The sequence below is a fragment of the Methylobacterium aquaticum genome, assembly GCF_016804325.1.
Lineage (GTDB): Bacteria > Pseudomonadota > Alphaproteobacteria > Rhizobiales > Beijerinckiaceae > Methylobacterium > Methylobacterium aquaticum_C.
Window position 1 is genome coordinate 5,766,338 of the sequence record NZ_CP043627.1, and the last position, 13,663, is coordinate 5,780,000.

At 69.9% G+C, this 13,663-nt stretch carries 12 protein-coding genes and 1 pseudogene; 3 read left to right on the forward strand and 10 right to left on the reverse strand.

The window, feature by feature from the left end; genetic code table 11:
• Window positions 1-3 precede the first annotated feature (3 nt).
• From F1D61_RS26495 to F1D61_RS26510, 4 genes are all read right to left on the reverse strand, one after another.
• Window positions 4-1,236 carry an ABC transporter substrate-binding protein gene (locus F1D61_RS26495; RefSeq protein WP_203155105.1) on the reverse strand — a complete coding sequence of 411 codons (1,233 nt, stop codon included), beginning with the start codon at window positions 1,234-1,236 and terminating at the stop codon, window positions 4-6.
• A 357-nt stretch (window positions 1,237-1,593) separates the two neighbouring features.
• Window positions 1,594-3,144, reverse strand: coding sequence for a 2-polyprenylphenol 6-hydroxylase (gene ubiB, locus F1D61_RS26500; protein ID WP_203155106.1), 1,551 nt, complete (start codon window positions 3,142-3,144; stop codon window positions 1,594-1,596).
• 10 nt (window positions 3,145-3,154) lie between these two features.
• Window positions 3,155-3,913 (reverse strand): bifunctional demethylmenaquinone methyltransferase/2-methoxy-6-polyprenyl-1,4-benzoquinol methylase UbiE, encoded by a 759-nt coding sequence (ubiE, locus tag F1D61_RS26505; RefSeq protein WP_203155107.1) that lies wholly within the window; start codon window positions 3,911-3,913, stop codon window positions 3,155-3,157.
• Between the two features lie 109 nt (window positions 3,914-4,022).
• Window positions 4,023-4,682 carry a hypothetical protein gene (locus F1D61_RS26510; protein WP_203155108.1) on the reverse strand — a complete coding sequence of 220 codons (660 nt, stop codon included), beginning with the start codon at window positions 4,680-4,682 and terminating at the stop codon, window positions 4,023-4,025.
• A 201-nt stretch (window positions 4,683-4,883) separates the two neighbouring features.
• Here F1D61_RS26510 and mutM point away from each other — a divergent pair.
• Together mutM and pip are read left to right on the forward strand one after the other, a co-directional pair.
• A pseudogene (mutM, locus tag F1D61_RS26515) lies at window positions 4,884-5,773 on the forward strand (bifunctional DNA-formamidopyrimidine glycosylase/DNA-(apurinic or apyrimidinic site) lyase).
• A gap of 16 nt (window positions 5,774-5,789) precedes the next feature.
• Complete coding sequence (pip, locus tag F1D61_RS26520) at window positions 5,790-6,746, forward strand: prolyl aminopeptidase (RefSeq protein ID WP_203155109.1); 957 nt, start codon at window positions 5,790-5,792, stop codon at window positions 6,744-6,746.
• A gap of 226 nt (window positions 6,747-6,972) precedes the next feature.
• Here pip and F1D61_RS26525 read toward each other — a convergent pair whose 3' ends face one another.
• The 6 genes from F1D61_RS26525 to F1D61_RS26550 are packed head-to-tail and all read right to left on the reverse strand — an operon-like array spanning window position 6,973 to window position 12,406.
• Window positions 6,973-7,722, reverse strand: coding sequence for an SDR family oxidoreductase (locus F1D61_RS26525; RefSeq protein WP_203155110.1), 750 nt, complete (start codon window positions 7,720-7,722; stop codon window positions 6,973-6,975).
• A 22-nt stretch (window positions 7,723-7,744) separates the two neighbouring features.
• Entirely contained in the window at window positions 7,745-8,401 is a 657-nt protein-coding gene (locus tag F1D61_RS26530; protein WP_203155111.1) for an ABC transporter ATP-binding protein, read from the reverse strand.
• A complete protein-coding gene (locus F1D61_RS26535) occupies window positions 8,388-9,158 on the reverse strand; it encodes an ABC transporter ATP-binding protein (protein WP_203155112.1) in 771 nt (256 codons plus the stop codon). Before F1D61_RS26535 ends, F1D61_RS26530 begins: the two co-directional genes overlap by 14 nt.
• Window positions 9,155-10,087: a branched-chain amino acid ABC transporter permease gene (locus F1D61_RS26540; RefSeq protein WP_203155113.1), complete on the reverse strand. Its 933-nt coding sequence runs from the start codon at window positions 10,085-10,087 to the stop codon at window positions 9,155-9,157. Before F1D61_RS26540 ends, F1D61_RS26535 begins: the two co-directional genes overlap by 4 nt.
• 31 nt (window positions 10,088-10,118) lie before the next feature.
• Window positions 10,119-11,066 (reverse strand): branched-chain amino acid ABC transporter permease, encoded by a 948-nt coding sequence (locus tag F1D61_RS26545; RefSeq protein ID WP_246775545.1) that lies wholly within the window; start codon window positions 11,064-11,066, stop codon window positions 10,119-10,121.
• Window positions 11,066-12,406, reverse strand: a complete 1,341-nt coding sequence (locus F1D61_RS26550) for an ABC transporter substrate-binding protein (protein ID WP_203155114.1) — start codon at window positions 12,404-12,406, stop codon at window positions 11,066-11,068. Before F1D61_RS26550 ends, F1D61_RS26545 begins: the two co-directional genes overlap by 1 nt.
• Window positions 12,407-12,624: 218 nt before the next feature.
• On the opposite strand from F1D61_RS26550, the gene F1D61_RS26555 reads away from it, so the two are divergent.
• A complete protein-coding gene (locus F1D61_RS26555) occupies window positions 12,625-13,623 on the forward strand; it encodes an SDR family oxidoreductase (protein ID WP_203155115.1) in 999 nt (332 codons plus the stop codon).
• Window positions 13,624-13,663: the final 40 nt, after the last annotated feature.

Genomic DNA, 13,663 nt, shown 5'->3' on the forward strand with positions numbered 1-13,663 from the left:
GTCTCATTTGGCGGCCGCCTTCACCAGCGGGCAGCCGCCCTCGGCGAGCGGCCGGAACGCCTCGTCGCCCGGCACGGTGGCGACGAGCTTGTAGAGGTCCCATTCGCCCGTCGATTCCTTCGGGGTCTTCACCTGCATCAGGTACATGTCGTGGACCATGCGGCCGTCCTCGCGGATCCGGCCGTTCGTCGCGAACATGTCGTTGACCGGGGTCTCGCGCATCTTGGCGACCACGGTCTTGGCATCGTCGGTGCCCGCCGCCTGCACCGCCTTCAGGTAGTGCAGCACCGAGGAATAGACGCCGGCCTGGTGCATCGTCGGCATCAGCCCGGCCTTCTCCTTGAAGCGGGCGGCGAAGGCGCGGGTCTCCGGCGTGCGGTCCCAGTAGAAGGCGGTGGTGAGCAACAGGTTCTGCGCCACCTCGATCCCGAGGCTGTGCACGTCGTCGATGTTGATCAGCAGAGCCAGCAGGGTCTGGCCGCCCTGGACGATGCCGAATTCATGCGCCTGCTTGATCGCGTTGACGGTGTCGCCGCCGGCATTGGCGAAGGCGATGAGCTTGGCACCCGACCCTTGCGCCTGGAGCAGGAAGGACGAGAAATCGGCGGTGGCGAAGGGCGCCCGGACCGTCGACAGCACCTTGCCGCCCGACCGCTTCACCTCCGCGATGGCGTCGCGCTCCAGCGCGTGGCCGAAGGCGTAGTCGGCGGTGACGAAAGCCCAGCTGTCGAGCCCCTTCTTCACCGCGGCGCTGCCGGAGACGTGGGAGAGCGCGTAGGTGTCGTAGGTCCAGTGGATGCCGGTCGGCGAGCATTGGACGCCGGTGAGGTCCGAGGTGCCGCCGCCCGAGACGATCAGCACCTTGCCCTTGTCCTTGGCGATCTGCTGGACGGCGAGCGCCACCGAGGAGGTCGGCACGTCGAGGATCACGTCGACGCCGTCCCGGTCGTACCATTGCCGGGCGATGTTGGAGCCGACATCCGGCTTGTTCTGATGGTCGGCGAAGACGACCTCGACCGGCTTGCCGTCGAGGGTGCCGCCGAAATCCTTCACCGCCATCTCGGCGGCGATCACCGAGCCGCGGCCGGTGGAATCTGCGTAGACGCTCGACATGTCGTTGAGGACGGCGAGCTTGACCTTGCCGTCGGAGAGGCGCGGTTCGGCGGCACGAGCCGGGGCGGCAAGCGCGCAGAGCGATGCGGCAGCGAGGAGCGCGGCGCGAAGAGGGGTGAGCATGGGCGTTCTCCCGGGCGCCTTCCGCTTCTGGGTGAGCGGATCGTGGCGCCGTGGGGCCCATCAAAAGCGGTGGGGCGGAGGGACGCAAGCCGGGAAGATGCCTGCGAGGGGACAGAACGGCGATCGATCTCGTGTCACGACCACTCGTCACACCCTCTGCGTCATCCCGGGGCCGCGGCAGCGGAGCCCGGGATCCAGAACCGCGGATGGTTGAGAATGAAGCGAAACGCTCTCCGCCTCTTCCTGAACAAACTGAGTGTCTGGATTCCGGGCTCCGCTGCCGCGGCCCCGGAATGACGCGGAGCGTTGGACAGACGGGAGCGCTACGATCTCGGGGAGATTGTCGATGACTCGCTCTTACCGCAACGCGATCGCCAGCAGCGACCCGGCGATCGCCCACAGAGCCAGGGTCGACCACACCATCCGCTTGGTCTCGATCCGGATGCGCCGCTCGACGCGCGTCACCTCGCGCAAGCCCTCCTCGTCGAGGCGCACCAGCACGCGCTTTACCCGCTGGGCGAGGTCGGGCACGTCGGCGACCACGTCGGCGAGCGTCAGCACCGCGCGGCGGGCCTGGTCGGCGCGGCCGATCGGGCCGAGGTTGCGGGTCAGCCAGGCGCGCACCACCGGCTCGGCGGTGGTCCACATGTCGAGGCGCGGATCGAGGGAGCGGGCGACGCCCTCGACCACCACCATGGTCTTCTGAAGCATCACCAGTTCGGTGCGGGTGCTCATGTCGAAGAGCGCCGTGACGTCGAAGAGCAGCGTCAGAACCTTCGCCATCGAGATTTCGTCGGCCCGGCGCTGGTGGATCGGCTCGCCGATCGCCCGGATGGCCTGCGCGAAATCGTCGACGGAATGGTGCGAGGGGACGTAGCCGGCCTCGAAATGTACCTCCGCCACCCGGCGGTAGTCGCGCAGGATGAAGCCCAGCAGAATTTCGGCGAGGAAGCGGCGCTCCTTCAGGCCGAGCCGGCCCATGATGCCGAAATCGACCGCCACCAGCCGCCCGGCCGGATCGACGAACAGGTTTCCGGGATGCATGTCGGCGTGGAAGAAACCGTCCCGGATCGCGTGACGCAGGAAGGACTGGATCACGGTCCGCCCGAGCGCCGCCACATCGTGGCCGGCCTCGACGATCGCCGCGCGGTCGTTGAGGCGGATGCCGTCGATCCACTCGCTCGCCAGCACGTCGCGCCCGGTCAGTTCCCAGACCGGCTGCGGCACCCGGAACTCGGGGTCGTCCTTGATGTTCTCGGCCAGTTCCGAGAGGGCGGCGGCTTCGAGCCGCAGATCCATCTCCATGGCGACCGAGCGGGCGAGCGTCTCCACCACCTCGCGCGGGCGCAGGCGCTCGGCCTCGGGGCGCAGGGCCTCGACCACCCGGGCCATGAAGCGCATCGCCTGGATGTCGCGGGAGAAGCGCTCGCGCACCCCCGGCCGCATGATCTTGACCGCGACCACCCGCTCGGTGCCGTCGGCCTCGACGAGATGCGCCTTGTGGACCTGCGCGATCGAGGCGGCGGCGATCGGCTGGCTGAAGGAGGTGAACAGCTCAGCGACCGGCTTGCCGAGGGTCGCTTCGAGGATGCCGACCGCCACGTCCTGTGGGAAGGGCGGCACCCGGTCCTGCAGGCGCTCCAGGTCGCGGGCCGCCGCCATGCCGACGATGTCGGGCCTCGTCGCCAGGAACTGGCCGAACTTGACGTAGGACGGCCCGAGGCGGGTCAGCGCCGCGGGCAGGCGGCCGGCGCCGAGGCCCGGGCGTTCCAGCTTGCGGCCGAACCGCAGGACGAGGCGCAGGTGGGGCGGCAGGGCGGCCTCGTCCACGAAGGCGAGGGCGCCCTCGCGGGCCATCACCCAGCCGACATGGATGCCCCGGGCGAGGTGGGCGACGACGCTCAGCACGGGAAAGGCCTCACGCGAGCTTCCAGCCGGAATGGATGGCGCAGATGCCGCCCGAGAGCGGACGGTGGGTGACGTGGCCGAAGCCCGCCTCCTCGATCATCCGGGAAAAGCTCCCGGGGGTCGGGAAGCGGCGGATCGACTCGACGAGGTACTGGTAGGATTCCTTGTCGCCCGCCACCATCGCGCCCAGCCGCGGGATCACCTTGAACGAGTAGGCCTCGTAGATCTTGTCGAGCCCCGGCACGTCGACATGGGAGAATTCGAGGCACAGGAAGCGGCCGCCGACCTTGAGCACCCGGTGGGCCTCGGCCAGCGCCAGCTCGATCCGCGGCACGTTCCGGATGCCGAAGGCGATGGTGTAGGCGTCGAAGGTGCCGGCCGGCAGCGGCAGCGACTCGGCGTTGCCGGCGACGAAGTCGATGCGCGAGCCGTACCGGTGGCCCGCCCGCTCGCGGCCGACCCCGAGCATCGCCTCGTTGATGTCGAGCACCGTCACCTTGGTGTCGGGCCCGCCGGCCTCAAGGGTGCGGAACGCGATGTCGCCGGTGCCGCCGGCGACGTCCAGCAGCCGGAACGGCCGGGTGCGCGACGGGCGAAGCGTCGACACGAAGGCGCTCTTCCACGCCCGGTGCAGGCCCCCGGACATCAGGTCGTTCATCAGGTCGTAGCGCTTCGCCACCGAGCGGAAGACCTCGTTGACGCGGTCCTGCTTCTCCGCGAGCCTGACGCGCTCGAAGCCGAAATCGGTGCTGGTCTCGTCGCCGGCCATGCCTTGAGGTCCCCTGTCGTGGCGGCCTGCATAGCGAAGCCGCGGGCAAAGCACCATCTTGGGGAGCGCGTTCGAGGCGTGCGCTTCGTCGCGCCCACAGCGGACCGGCTCAGGCCTCCGGCCCGGCGGCGAGGCGGTACAGCCCGTCCTCGTCCTTCGTCACCAGAAGGAGCGGCTGCCCGGCTTTGTCAGTCTTCGACGGGCCGCTGTCCTGTTCGAGGAGTTCCTTGATCCGCTCGGCGTCGCGGCCTCCCGGGTTCTGCGCGGCGGTGACGAGGCTGTCGAGCGAAATGCCGAGCTTGTCCAGCCCCAGATGCTGCTCGATGAGATGGAACAGCAGGTCGGGCGTCTTCTGCTGCAGCAACACCTCGACCGTCTTGGAATCGAGCTTCATCCGCGCGGCGATTCCGGAGATCATGGCCCCGTCATCCGGATTCGCGGTGAGCTTGAGCATAGTGTCCTTGATCGCCGCGCCGAATTCCTCGAACGTCCTGTAGTGCGACCGCTCGACGCCGAGCACCTGGCCCAGCTGCTCGACGCGCTGCATCAGCAGCTTCTCGCCTGTCACGTGGTTCACGCTGAACAGGGCGGCGGTCGCCGCGGCCCGGGCCTTCGCGTCGGTGCCCTGGCCGAGGGCCAAGGGGTCTTTCGCCGGATCCTGCGGCTTGAGGCTCGGGGAGGTCACCGGTGGCACGGTAGGATCATCGCGAAGGGCGGTCCGTTGCAACATCTGCAGGGCCGCGATCCCGGTGGTGGGGACAATCTGCATCGCACACTCCGCCGCCTGGGGCATCGGGTCGTGATCGGGAGCGAAACCTCGCCGCCATCGATCAGCAACATGCGGAATTTAACCTAAGGTCACGTAAATACCGGCGACTGCACGCAACGGTTCGCCGACGCCGCATTGGCGAAACCGGCGCAGGCCCCCCATCTCCCGGCCTTAAGCGCTTCGCCCGTCTTCCAGGATGCCATGCCCGAACTGCCCGAAGTCGAGACCGTCCGCCGCGGCCTGGAGCCCGCCCTGGTCGGCGCCCGCTTCACCGAGGTCGTGCTGAACCGGCCCAACCTCCGCTTTCCGTTCCCGGCCCGCTTCGCCGCCCGGGTGAAGGGGCAGGAGGTCACGGCCCTGTCGCGCCGCGCCAAGTACCTCGTCGCCGAATTGTCCTCCGGCGAGGCGCTGATCATGCATCTCGGCATGAGCGGCCGGTTCGATGTCCACCTGCCCGACGGCCGCACCGTCTCGCCCGGCGACTTCTACCTCGAAGGAGCGCAGGGCCAAGCCAAGCACGACCACGTCCGGTTCGGGCTCTCGAACGGCGCCCGGGTGGTCTATAACGACGCCCGCCGCTTCGGCTTCATGGACTTGGTGCCGTCGGCGGAGCTTGCCACCTGCCGCCACTTCGCCGGCATGGGCATCGAGCCGCTCGGCAACGCGCTCTCCGGCGAGACGATCGCCACGCTGTTTGCGGGCAAGCGCACGCCGCTCAAGGCCGCGCTCCTCGACCAGCGGCTGATCGCGGGGCTGGGCAACATCTATGTCTGCGAGGCCCTGCACCGGGCCAAGCTCCATCCGGAGGCCCCGGCCGGCACGCTCGCCGATGCCGCCGGCCGCCCGACCGCGAAGGCCAAGCGCCTCGCCACCGTGATCCGCGACGTGCTCACCGAGGCGGTGGCGGCGGGCGGCTCGACCCTGCGCGACTACGTCCATACCGACGGCAGCGCGGGCGCCTTCCAGCACGCCTTCCGGGTCTACGACCGGGAGGGACTGGGGTGCACGGCGAAGGGGTGCCGGGGGTGGTGCGGCGGCTGATGCAGTCGGGGCGGTCGACGTTCTATTGCGAGACTTGCCAGCCGCGGTGAGGGAGCGTTTCGGGCCATGGCGGACCTGACCGAATCCGGCCTGCTCACGCTCGCGGCTGGCGACCGGATCTACTGGGAGACCTCGGGCCACCCGGAGGGCAGGCCGGCGCTCTTCCTGCATGGCGGCCCGGGCAGCGGACTCGGGACCGGCGGCTATCGCCGCCACTTCGACGGCGCCCGGTACCGCATCGTCGGCATCGACCAGCGCGGCTGCGGCCGCAGCCGGCCGCTCGCCACCTCGAACCTCGGCCGCCTGTCCCGCAACACGACCCAAGCCGTGATCGCCGATATCGAGGCGGTGCGGCGGCATCTCGGCATCGAACGCTGGCTCGTGACGGGAATCTCCTGGGGCACAACCCTGGCGCTCGCCTACGCGCAGCAGCATCCCGACCGGGTAAGCGCGCTCGTGCTGGCCGCCGTCACAACCACCAGCCGAGACGAGGTCACCTGGATCACCGAGACCGTCGGTCGCGTCTTTCCGGAGGCGTGGTACGCCTTCGCGGCAGCGTCCGACCGGCGCGGGGACGAGCGCATCGTCGAGGCCTATGCGCGGCGCCTCGCGGGACACGACGCGTCGGATCGTCGGCGGGCGGTGCGGGACTGGATGGCCTGGGAAGACATGCATGTCTCCCTCGATCGGTCCTTGCCTCCGGGCCAAAAGCCGGACGATCCGGAGCGGGACGCGGTGTTCGCGACCCTGGTCACGCATTACTGGGCCAATGACGGCTTCCTGCACGGTCCCGAGGCGATCCTCGCCGGCATGGACCGTCTCCGCACCATCCCGGGCGTCCTGATCCATGGACGCCGCGACATCAGCGGACCTGCGGCCACGGCGTGGCAGTTGCACCGTCTCTGGCCGGCGAGCCGCCTCTGCATCGTGGAGGCGGAGGGCCATGGCGGGCCCGAGATCGCCGCGCGGATGCGGGACGCGACCGACCGTTTTGCCGATGATGGTCGATCAGAGCCTGCTTGACTGGCAATCCCAGTCTCAAATCCTCCAACGTCATCCTGGGGCTCGTCGAAGACGAGAACCCGGGATCCATAGCCGCTGACGTCGAAGAAAAAGGCGGGTCGTCATCCGCCTCGTGCTGCGCCGTCAGCGGTTATGGATCCCGGGTTCCACTTCGCGGCCCCAGGATGACGAGGTGAGGTGGCGATGTTCGCGCTAGATCGACTCGAGCAGACGATCAAACAGGCTCTCAGACCGTCCGCCCCCCATCGATCGGCATCTCCACCCCGGTGATGAACTCCGCCTCGTCGGAGGCCAGGAACAACGCCACGTTGGCGATGTCGGACGCCCGCGACATCCGCCCCAGCGGGATCGTCGCCACGAACTTCGCCCGGTTCTCCGGCGTATCCGGCACACCCATGAAGGCTTCGAGCAGGCCGGTCTCGCCCATCACCGGGCAGAGCGCGTTGACGCGGATCTTCCACGGCGCCAGCTCGACGGCGAGCGACTTCGACATCAGGTTCACCGCCCCCTTCGAGGCGTTGTACCAGGTCAGGCCGGGACGGGGCCGGATGCCGGCGGTCGAGCCGACATTGAGGATCACGCCGCCGCCATTGTCGCGCATCGCAGGCGCCAGCGCCCGGACGAAGTGAAAGATCGACTTCACGTTGACCCGGAACACCCGGTCGAAGGCCTCCTCGTCCACCTCCATCAGCGGCTGGTTGCGGTGGGTGGTGCCGGCATTGTTGACGAGGATGTGCGGCGTGCCGAAGGCCTCGGTGGTGCGCCGCACCGCCGCCTCGACATCCAGCGCGCTGCCGACATCCGCCGCGATGGCGATGGCCGAGGCGCCGATCTCACCCGCCACCCGCTCGGCGGCGTCGCCGCGCAGGTCGAGCACCGCGACCTTGGCGCCTTCCTCCGCATAGCGCTTGGCGATGCCCTCGCCGAAGCCGCCGCCGGCGCCGGTGACGATCGCGACCTTGCCGTTCAGCCTCATGGGAAACACTCCTCAGGTTACGTCAGGCGGCCGAGATCTCGCCGCGCTCGATCTGGATGGTGGTGTCGACGAGCGCCCGCAGCAGGTCCGGGCTGCTCTCGGTGATGAGGATCGCGACGTCGGGGAGCGCGGCCCGCAGGCGGGCCAGGGCCTCGGCGTAGCGAAGGGCGAGCGCCGGGGCGAGGCCCTGGAACGGCTCGTCGAGGAGCACCGCCCGGGTGCCGACCATCAGGGCGCGGCCCAACGCCACCATCTTGCCCTGACCGCCCGACAGGCCCGCCGCCTTGCGGGGGGCGAAGTCCTTGAGCTCCGGCAGGAGCGTGTAGACGGCATCCAGCCGCCGCGAGACCTCGGCCTTGGGGAGCTTGAGCACCTGGGCCGGCAGCAGCAGGTTGTCCTGCACCGTGAAGCTGCCGAACAGCTTGCGCTCCTCGGGCGCGTAGCCGATGCCGAGCCGCGCGCGGTGATGCGCCGGGATGGTGCCGGCCTCCTGTCCATCGAGGACGAGCCGGCCGGCCTGGAGGGGCAGGAGCCCCATCAGGGCGCGGAGCGTCGTGGTCTTGCCGGCGCCGTTGCGGCCGATGAGCGCCACGCGCCCGCCCGGCGGAACATCGAGCGAGACGCCGCGGAGCACTGGCGCGCCCGCGATCTCGACCGCCGCCCCCTCAAGCCGCAGCATGGGCACCTCCCGTCGGAGCGATGCCGATCACCGTGCGCTGCACCTCCGGATCGTTGAGGATCCGGGACGGGGGCCCGAGCGCCGCGATCTTGCCCTGGCCCCACACCGCCACCCGGTCGGCGAAGCGCCCGACCACCTCCATGTCGTGCTCCACGAACACCGCCGTCACGCCCGCCTCGCGCAGCACCCGCACCAGGGTCTCGACGATGGCCATCTTCTCGGCCGCCGCGACGCCGCTCGTCGGCTCGTCCATCAGAAGGAGGCGGGGGCGGAGCGCCACCGCCATGGCGATGTCGACGAGCTTGCGCGCGCCCTCGTTGAGGGCGTCGGCCCGCACGTCGGTGATGCGGGTGAGCCCGAAGCGCGCGATCAGCTCCGCCGCCTCGTCGCGGAAGCGCGGGCGCAAGAGCGGGTTGAGCACCGACCACACGCCCTCGCGGGACGCGACCGCCAAGGCCACGTTCTGCAACACCGTATGCTCGGTGAAGAGCTGCGGCAGCTGGAAGCTGCGCGCGACCCCGAGTCCGACGATGCGCCGCGGCGACAGGCCGAGGATCGGCTTGCCCTCGAAGGCGATCGAGCCGCCTTGCGGCTTGAGGTAGCCGGTCGTCATGTTGATGAAGGTGGTCTTGCCCGCACCGTTCGGGCCGATGATCGCCAGGAACTCGCCGGCCTCGACGTCGAGGTCGATCCCGTCCGCCGCCTTGAGGCCGCCGAAGGCGAGGCGCAGACCCTTTGCCGAGAGAAGCGCGGTCATGCGGCCCTCCTGCGTCTCGCGATCATCCCCCAGATGCCGCCCGGCGCGAACACGATGACGCCGAGGAGCACGAGGCCCAGCACCAGCTGCCAGGCATTGGCAAAGGTCGCCGCGGCATAGACCCGGGTCAGCTCGTAGGCCGCCGCCCCGAGGAACGGCCCGAGCACGCTGCCGGCCCCGCCCAGGATCGCGATGAAGACGAGCTCGCCCGAGGTGGTCCAGTAACTGAGCGCCGGGGTGACGTGCCGGGTGGTGAGCGCGATGATCGCGCCGGCAAAGCCCGCCATCACGGCGGAGGCGACGTAGGCGGCGAGCAGCACGCGCTTCGGGGACACGCCCATGAAGTCGAGCCGGGTCTCGCGGGTCTTGATGCCGGCGAGCGCTTCCCCGAGCGGCGAGGCGAGCGCCACCCGCACGAGCGCACCGCAGGCGAGCGCCAGGACGAGGGCCAGACCCAGAACCGTCCACTCGCCCGATTCCCCGGCGAGCGGCCGGCCCAGGAACGTGACGGGCGGGAGCCGGATCCCGTCGGCGCCATGGGTCAGCGCGTAGAACTTCTCCAGCACCGAGTAGAACACCATGCTGAGCGCGAGATTCAGCATGCCGAAGAAGATCTCGCGGTAGCGCACCACGAAGAGCCCGATCAGCAGGCCGACGATCCCGGCGATCAGCGCGGCGGCCGGGAGCAGCAGCAGGGCCTCCGGCACGAGAACCGCGCCGAACGCCACCGTATAGGCGGCGAGCGCCAGATAGAGCGCATGGCCGAAGCTGACCTGGCCGGCCCGCAGCAACAGCAGGATGCCGAGGACGGCGAGCCCCTTGGCGAGCGCGATGGTGAGCACGAAGCGCAGCCACGGCACCGCGTAGGCGAGGACGAGGATCAGCACGGCGCCGGCGAGCGCCAGCAGGGTTTCGGAGCGGCGGGTCATCGCGCGGCGCCTCCGTGCAAGAGGGTGCAGGTCATATCCGCCGGGTCTCCGCCACGCCGAACAGCCCTTGCGGCCGGAACAGCAGCACCGCCACCATGATGGCGTAGGGTACCACCACCTCGAATTCCGGTGCGACATAGACCGCGAAGGAGCGGCCGAGGCCGATGAGGAGGGCCGCCACCGCCGCCCCCTCGATCTGGCCGAGGCCCGCCGTCGCCACGACCGCGAAGGAGAGCACGATGGTCGAGGCGCCGACCCCCGGCACCAGCGACACGGTGGGGGCGGCGAGCGCGCCGCCGAGCGCCGCCAGCGCGGCGCCGACCGTGAAGGTCAGCATCGTCACCTTGGCGGCGTCGATGCCCATGGCCCGGGCCGCCTCGCGATCGACCGTGACCGCCACGACCATCCGGCCGGTGAGCGTGTAGCGAAGGACGTAGGCGAGGATGGCCAGCGTCGCGAGGGCGACGCCGGGCAGCACGTAGAGCTGGTAGGCGGTGAACGGGATCGCGTCCTGCCCGAACGGCACGTCGACGGTGCCGAGCCATTTCAGCGGCGCATCGAACACCACCGGCTGCACGCCCCAGACCAGCTTCTGCAGGTCCTCCAGGATCATGAACAGCGCGAAGGTGACGAGGAGCTGCAGGACCGGCTCGCGGTCCTGCATCCGGCGCAGCAAGAGCCGCTCGATCACCGGCCCGAGCACCACGCCGACCAGCACCGCCGCGGCGAGCAGGATCGGCAGGCCGAGCCAGGGCGGCGCGCCGAGCGAGGCGGCGAACAGCCCGATCGACGCGGCCGTGTAGCCGCCGATGGCGTAGAGGCTGCCATGGGCGACGTTGAGCACCCGCAGCACGCCGAACACCAGGTTCAGCCCCACCGCCACCATGAAGACGGCGGCGGCGTAGGACAGCCCGTCGAGCAAGGCGAGCCCGACGAGGATCCCGTTCTCCGACAGCCAAGTCATCGAAAGCCAAGCCATCAGCTCTTGAAGGCCTGTGCCTGCGGGAGCTTCGCCACCATGTCGGGGGTCAGCGTCTTCAGCCAGTCGGCGCTCTTCTGGCCGACCGGCGTCGTCACGGACTCGGCCGGGAAGACGATCATGTCGGTGAGCACCGGGAACGGATATTTGTCGGAATGCAGGGTGGTGCCGATCAGCTGGTTCTCGAGGCCCTGGCCGTCCTCGCGGATGCGCACGCTGGCGGTGGGGGAGGGGAATTCGAGGCCCTTGAAGGCGGCAGCCAGTTCCGCTTCGTTCGGCCAGCCGCCGTTCTTCGCCGCCACCGCCTTCTCGATCCCGGCCTTCATCGCCGAGACGGCCTGGGCCATGTGGAAGCACGGATAGATCGGCCAGGCATTGTGCTTGGCGCGGTAGCTCTCGTTGAAGCGCTTCAGCCGCTCCGGATCGGCCGGCGACGGGTGCAGGAACCAGTGGTCGCCCCGCGCGCCGACGATGTGGCCGGCCGGCAGCGCCTTGCCGACGCGCTGGAGCGAGGATTCGGCGAGCGGCATCACGAAGGTCGCGCGCTCGAACAGCTTGCGGTCCGAGGCCTGGCGGATCAGCGCGTCGAGGTCGCCGCCCCAGGAGGTCGACAGCACCACGTCCGGGCGAAGCGCCAGCACGCGGGTGATCTCGGTCGAGAAGTCGGTGGCGCCGAAGCGCGGGAACAGCTCGGCCGAAATCTTCACCCCGGGCTTCAGGGTGTTCATCGCGGTCCGGAAGATGTCCCAGGAATCGCGGCCCCAGGCATAATCCTGGTTGATCACCGCGATCGACTTGAAGTCCGGCTTGACCTTTAGGAGGTAGAGCAGCGCCGCCAGGATCTCCGGCGTGGCGTTGGCCTGGGTGCGGAAGGCGTAAGTGTAGCGGTTGTCCTCGAAGATGCGCTGGGTGCCGCAATCCCACAGCAGGGTCGGGCGCTTCAGCTCATCGGAGAGCGGCGCGCAGGCGATGCAATCGGCCGACGAGATCGCCGCGAAGATCAGGTGTACGCCCTCCGACTGCACCAGCCGGCGGTACTCGCCGACTACGTGGTCGACGCCTGGACCCTCGTCGACGAAGATCGGCCGCACCTTGATGCCGGCGATGCCGCCGGCCGCGTTGATCTCGTCGAACAGCATCTCGGCGGTCTGGCGGCCCGGCACGCCGAAGACGCTGGCCGGACCCGACAGGTAGGTGGCGATGCCGACCTTGATCTCCGCCGGCTTCGCGCCTTGCGCGAAAGCCGAACCGCCCGGCAGCATCAGGCTCCCCGCGGCGGCGCCTGCGCCGATCAGCGCTTCGCGCCGCGTGACGTTCCCGGCACGACCCGTCCCTGCCATCGGTGTCCTCCCTGACTTCTCGCGCGAACGGGCCCCTCTGAAGAGTGGCGTCGGGGGCCTCGCCGCGGCGCGGATCATGAGGGCGCGGTGACCGCCTGTCCAATAGCTTGTTGGGGCTCGTGCCAGAGGTTCGAGATATGGGAGGGGCCTGCCCGAATGAACGAAGCACGCCCGTCATCGTTAGGGCCTGGATACCCCCATCCTGTACGGAGGATTCCATGAGCCACGCGCACAAGCCCCTCGGCGAGCAGGTGATCGTCATCACCGGCGGCTCCAGCGGCATCGGGCTCGCCACCGCCCGCATGGCGGCGCGGGCCGGCGCCCGGGTGGTGCTCGCCTCGCGCAACGCCGAGGCGCTGGCGACGATCCAGGAGGAGATCGAGGCGGCGGGCGGTCAGGCGACCCATGTCGTCGCCGATGTCGGCCGGCGCCAGGACGTGCAGGCCATCGCCGACAAGGCGGTGCAGCGCTTCGGCGGCTTCGATACCTGGGTCAACGATGCCGGCATCTCGATCTACGGCCGCCTGGAGGAGGTCTCGGACGAGGACCACGACCGGCTGTTCCAGACCAATTTCTGGGGCGTGGTCTACGGCTCGCTGGTGGCGGCCCCCTACCTGCGGCGCCGCGGCGGCGCGATCGTCAATCTCGGCAGCATCGCCTCCGACCTCGCGATCCCGCTGCAAGGCATGTACTCGGCGAGCAAGCACGCGATCCGCGGCTTCACCGACGCGCTGCGGATGGAACTGGATCAGGACCGGGCACCGGTCTCGGTGACGCTGATCAAGCCGGCGGCGATCGACACCCCGTTCCCGCAGCACGCCCGCAACTATCTCGACCGCGAGCCGAAGCTGCCGCCGCCGGTCTACCACCCGGACGAGGTCGCCCACGCGATCCTGCACGCCGCGGTCCATCCGCAGCGCGAGATCATCGTCGGCGGCGGCGGCCGCGCCATGACCGGCTTGAAAAAACTCGCGCCCGGCGCGTTCGACCGCCTGGGCAGCCTGATGGCGGGCCAGCAGCTCAGCGCCGAGCCGCCGCGCGACCCGAACGGCGCCCTCTACCAGCCGAGGCAGGATGGCCACGTGCGCGGCGACCATCCGGGGATGGTGCGCCATACCAGCACCTACACGCGGGCGACGCTCAATCCCCTGACCACCGGGGCGGTGATGGCCGGCGTCGGCCTCGCGGCGGCGGCTCTCATGAAGCGGCGCGCCTGAACCCGCTTCCGCGAGGCGGCACGGCGTGGGAGAAGCCGCG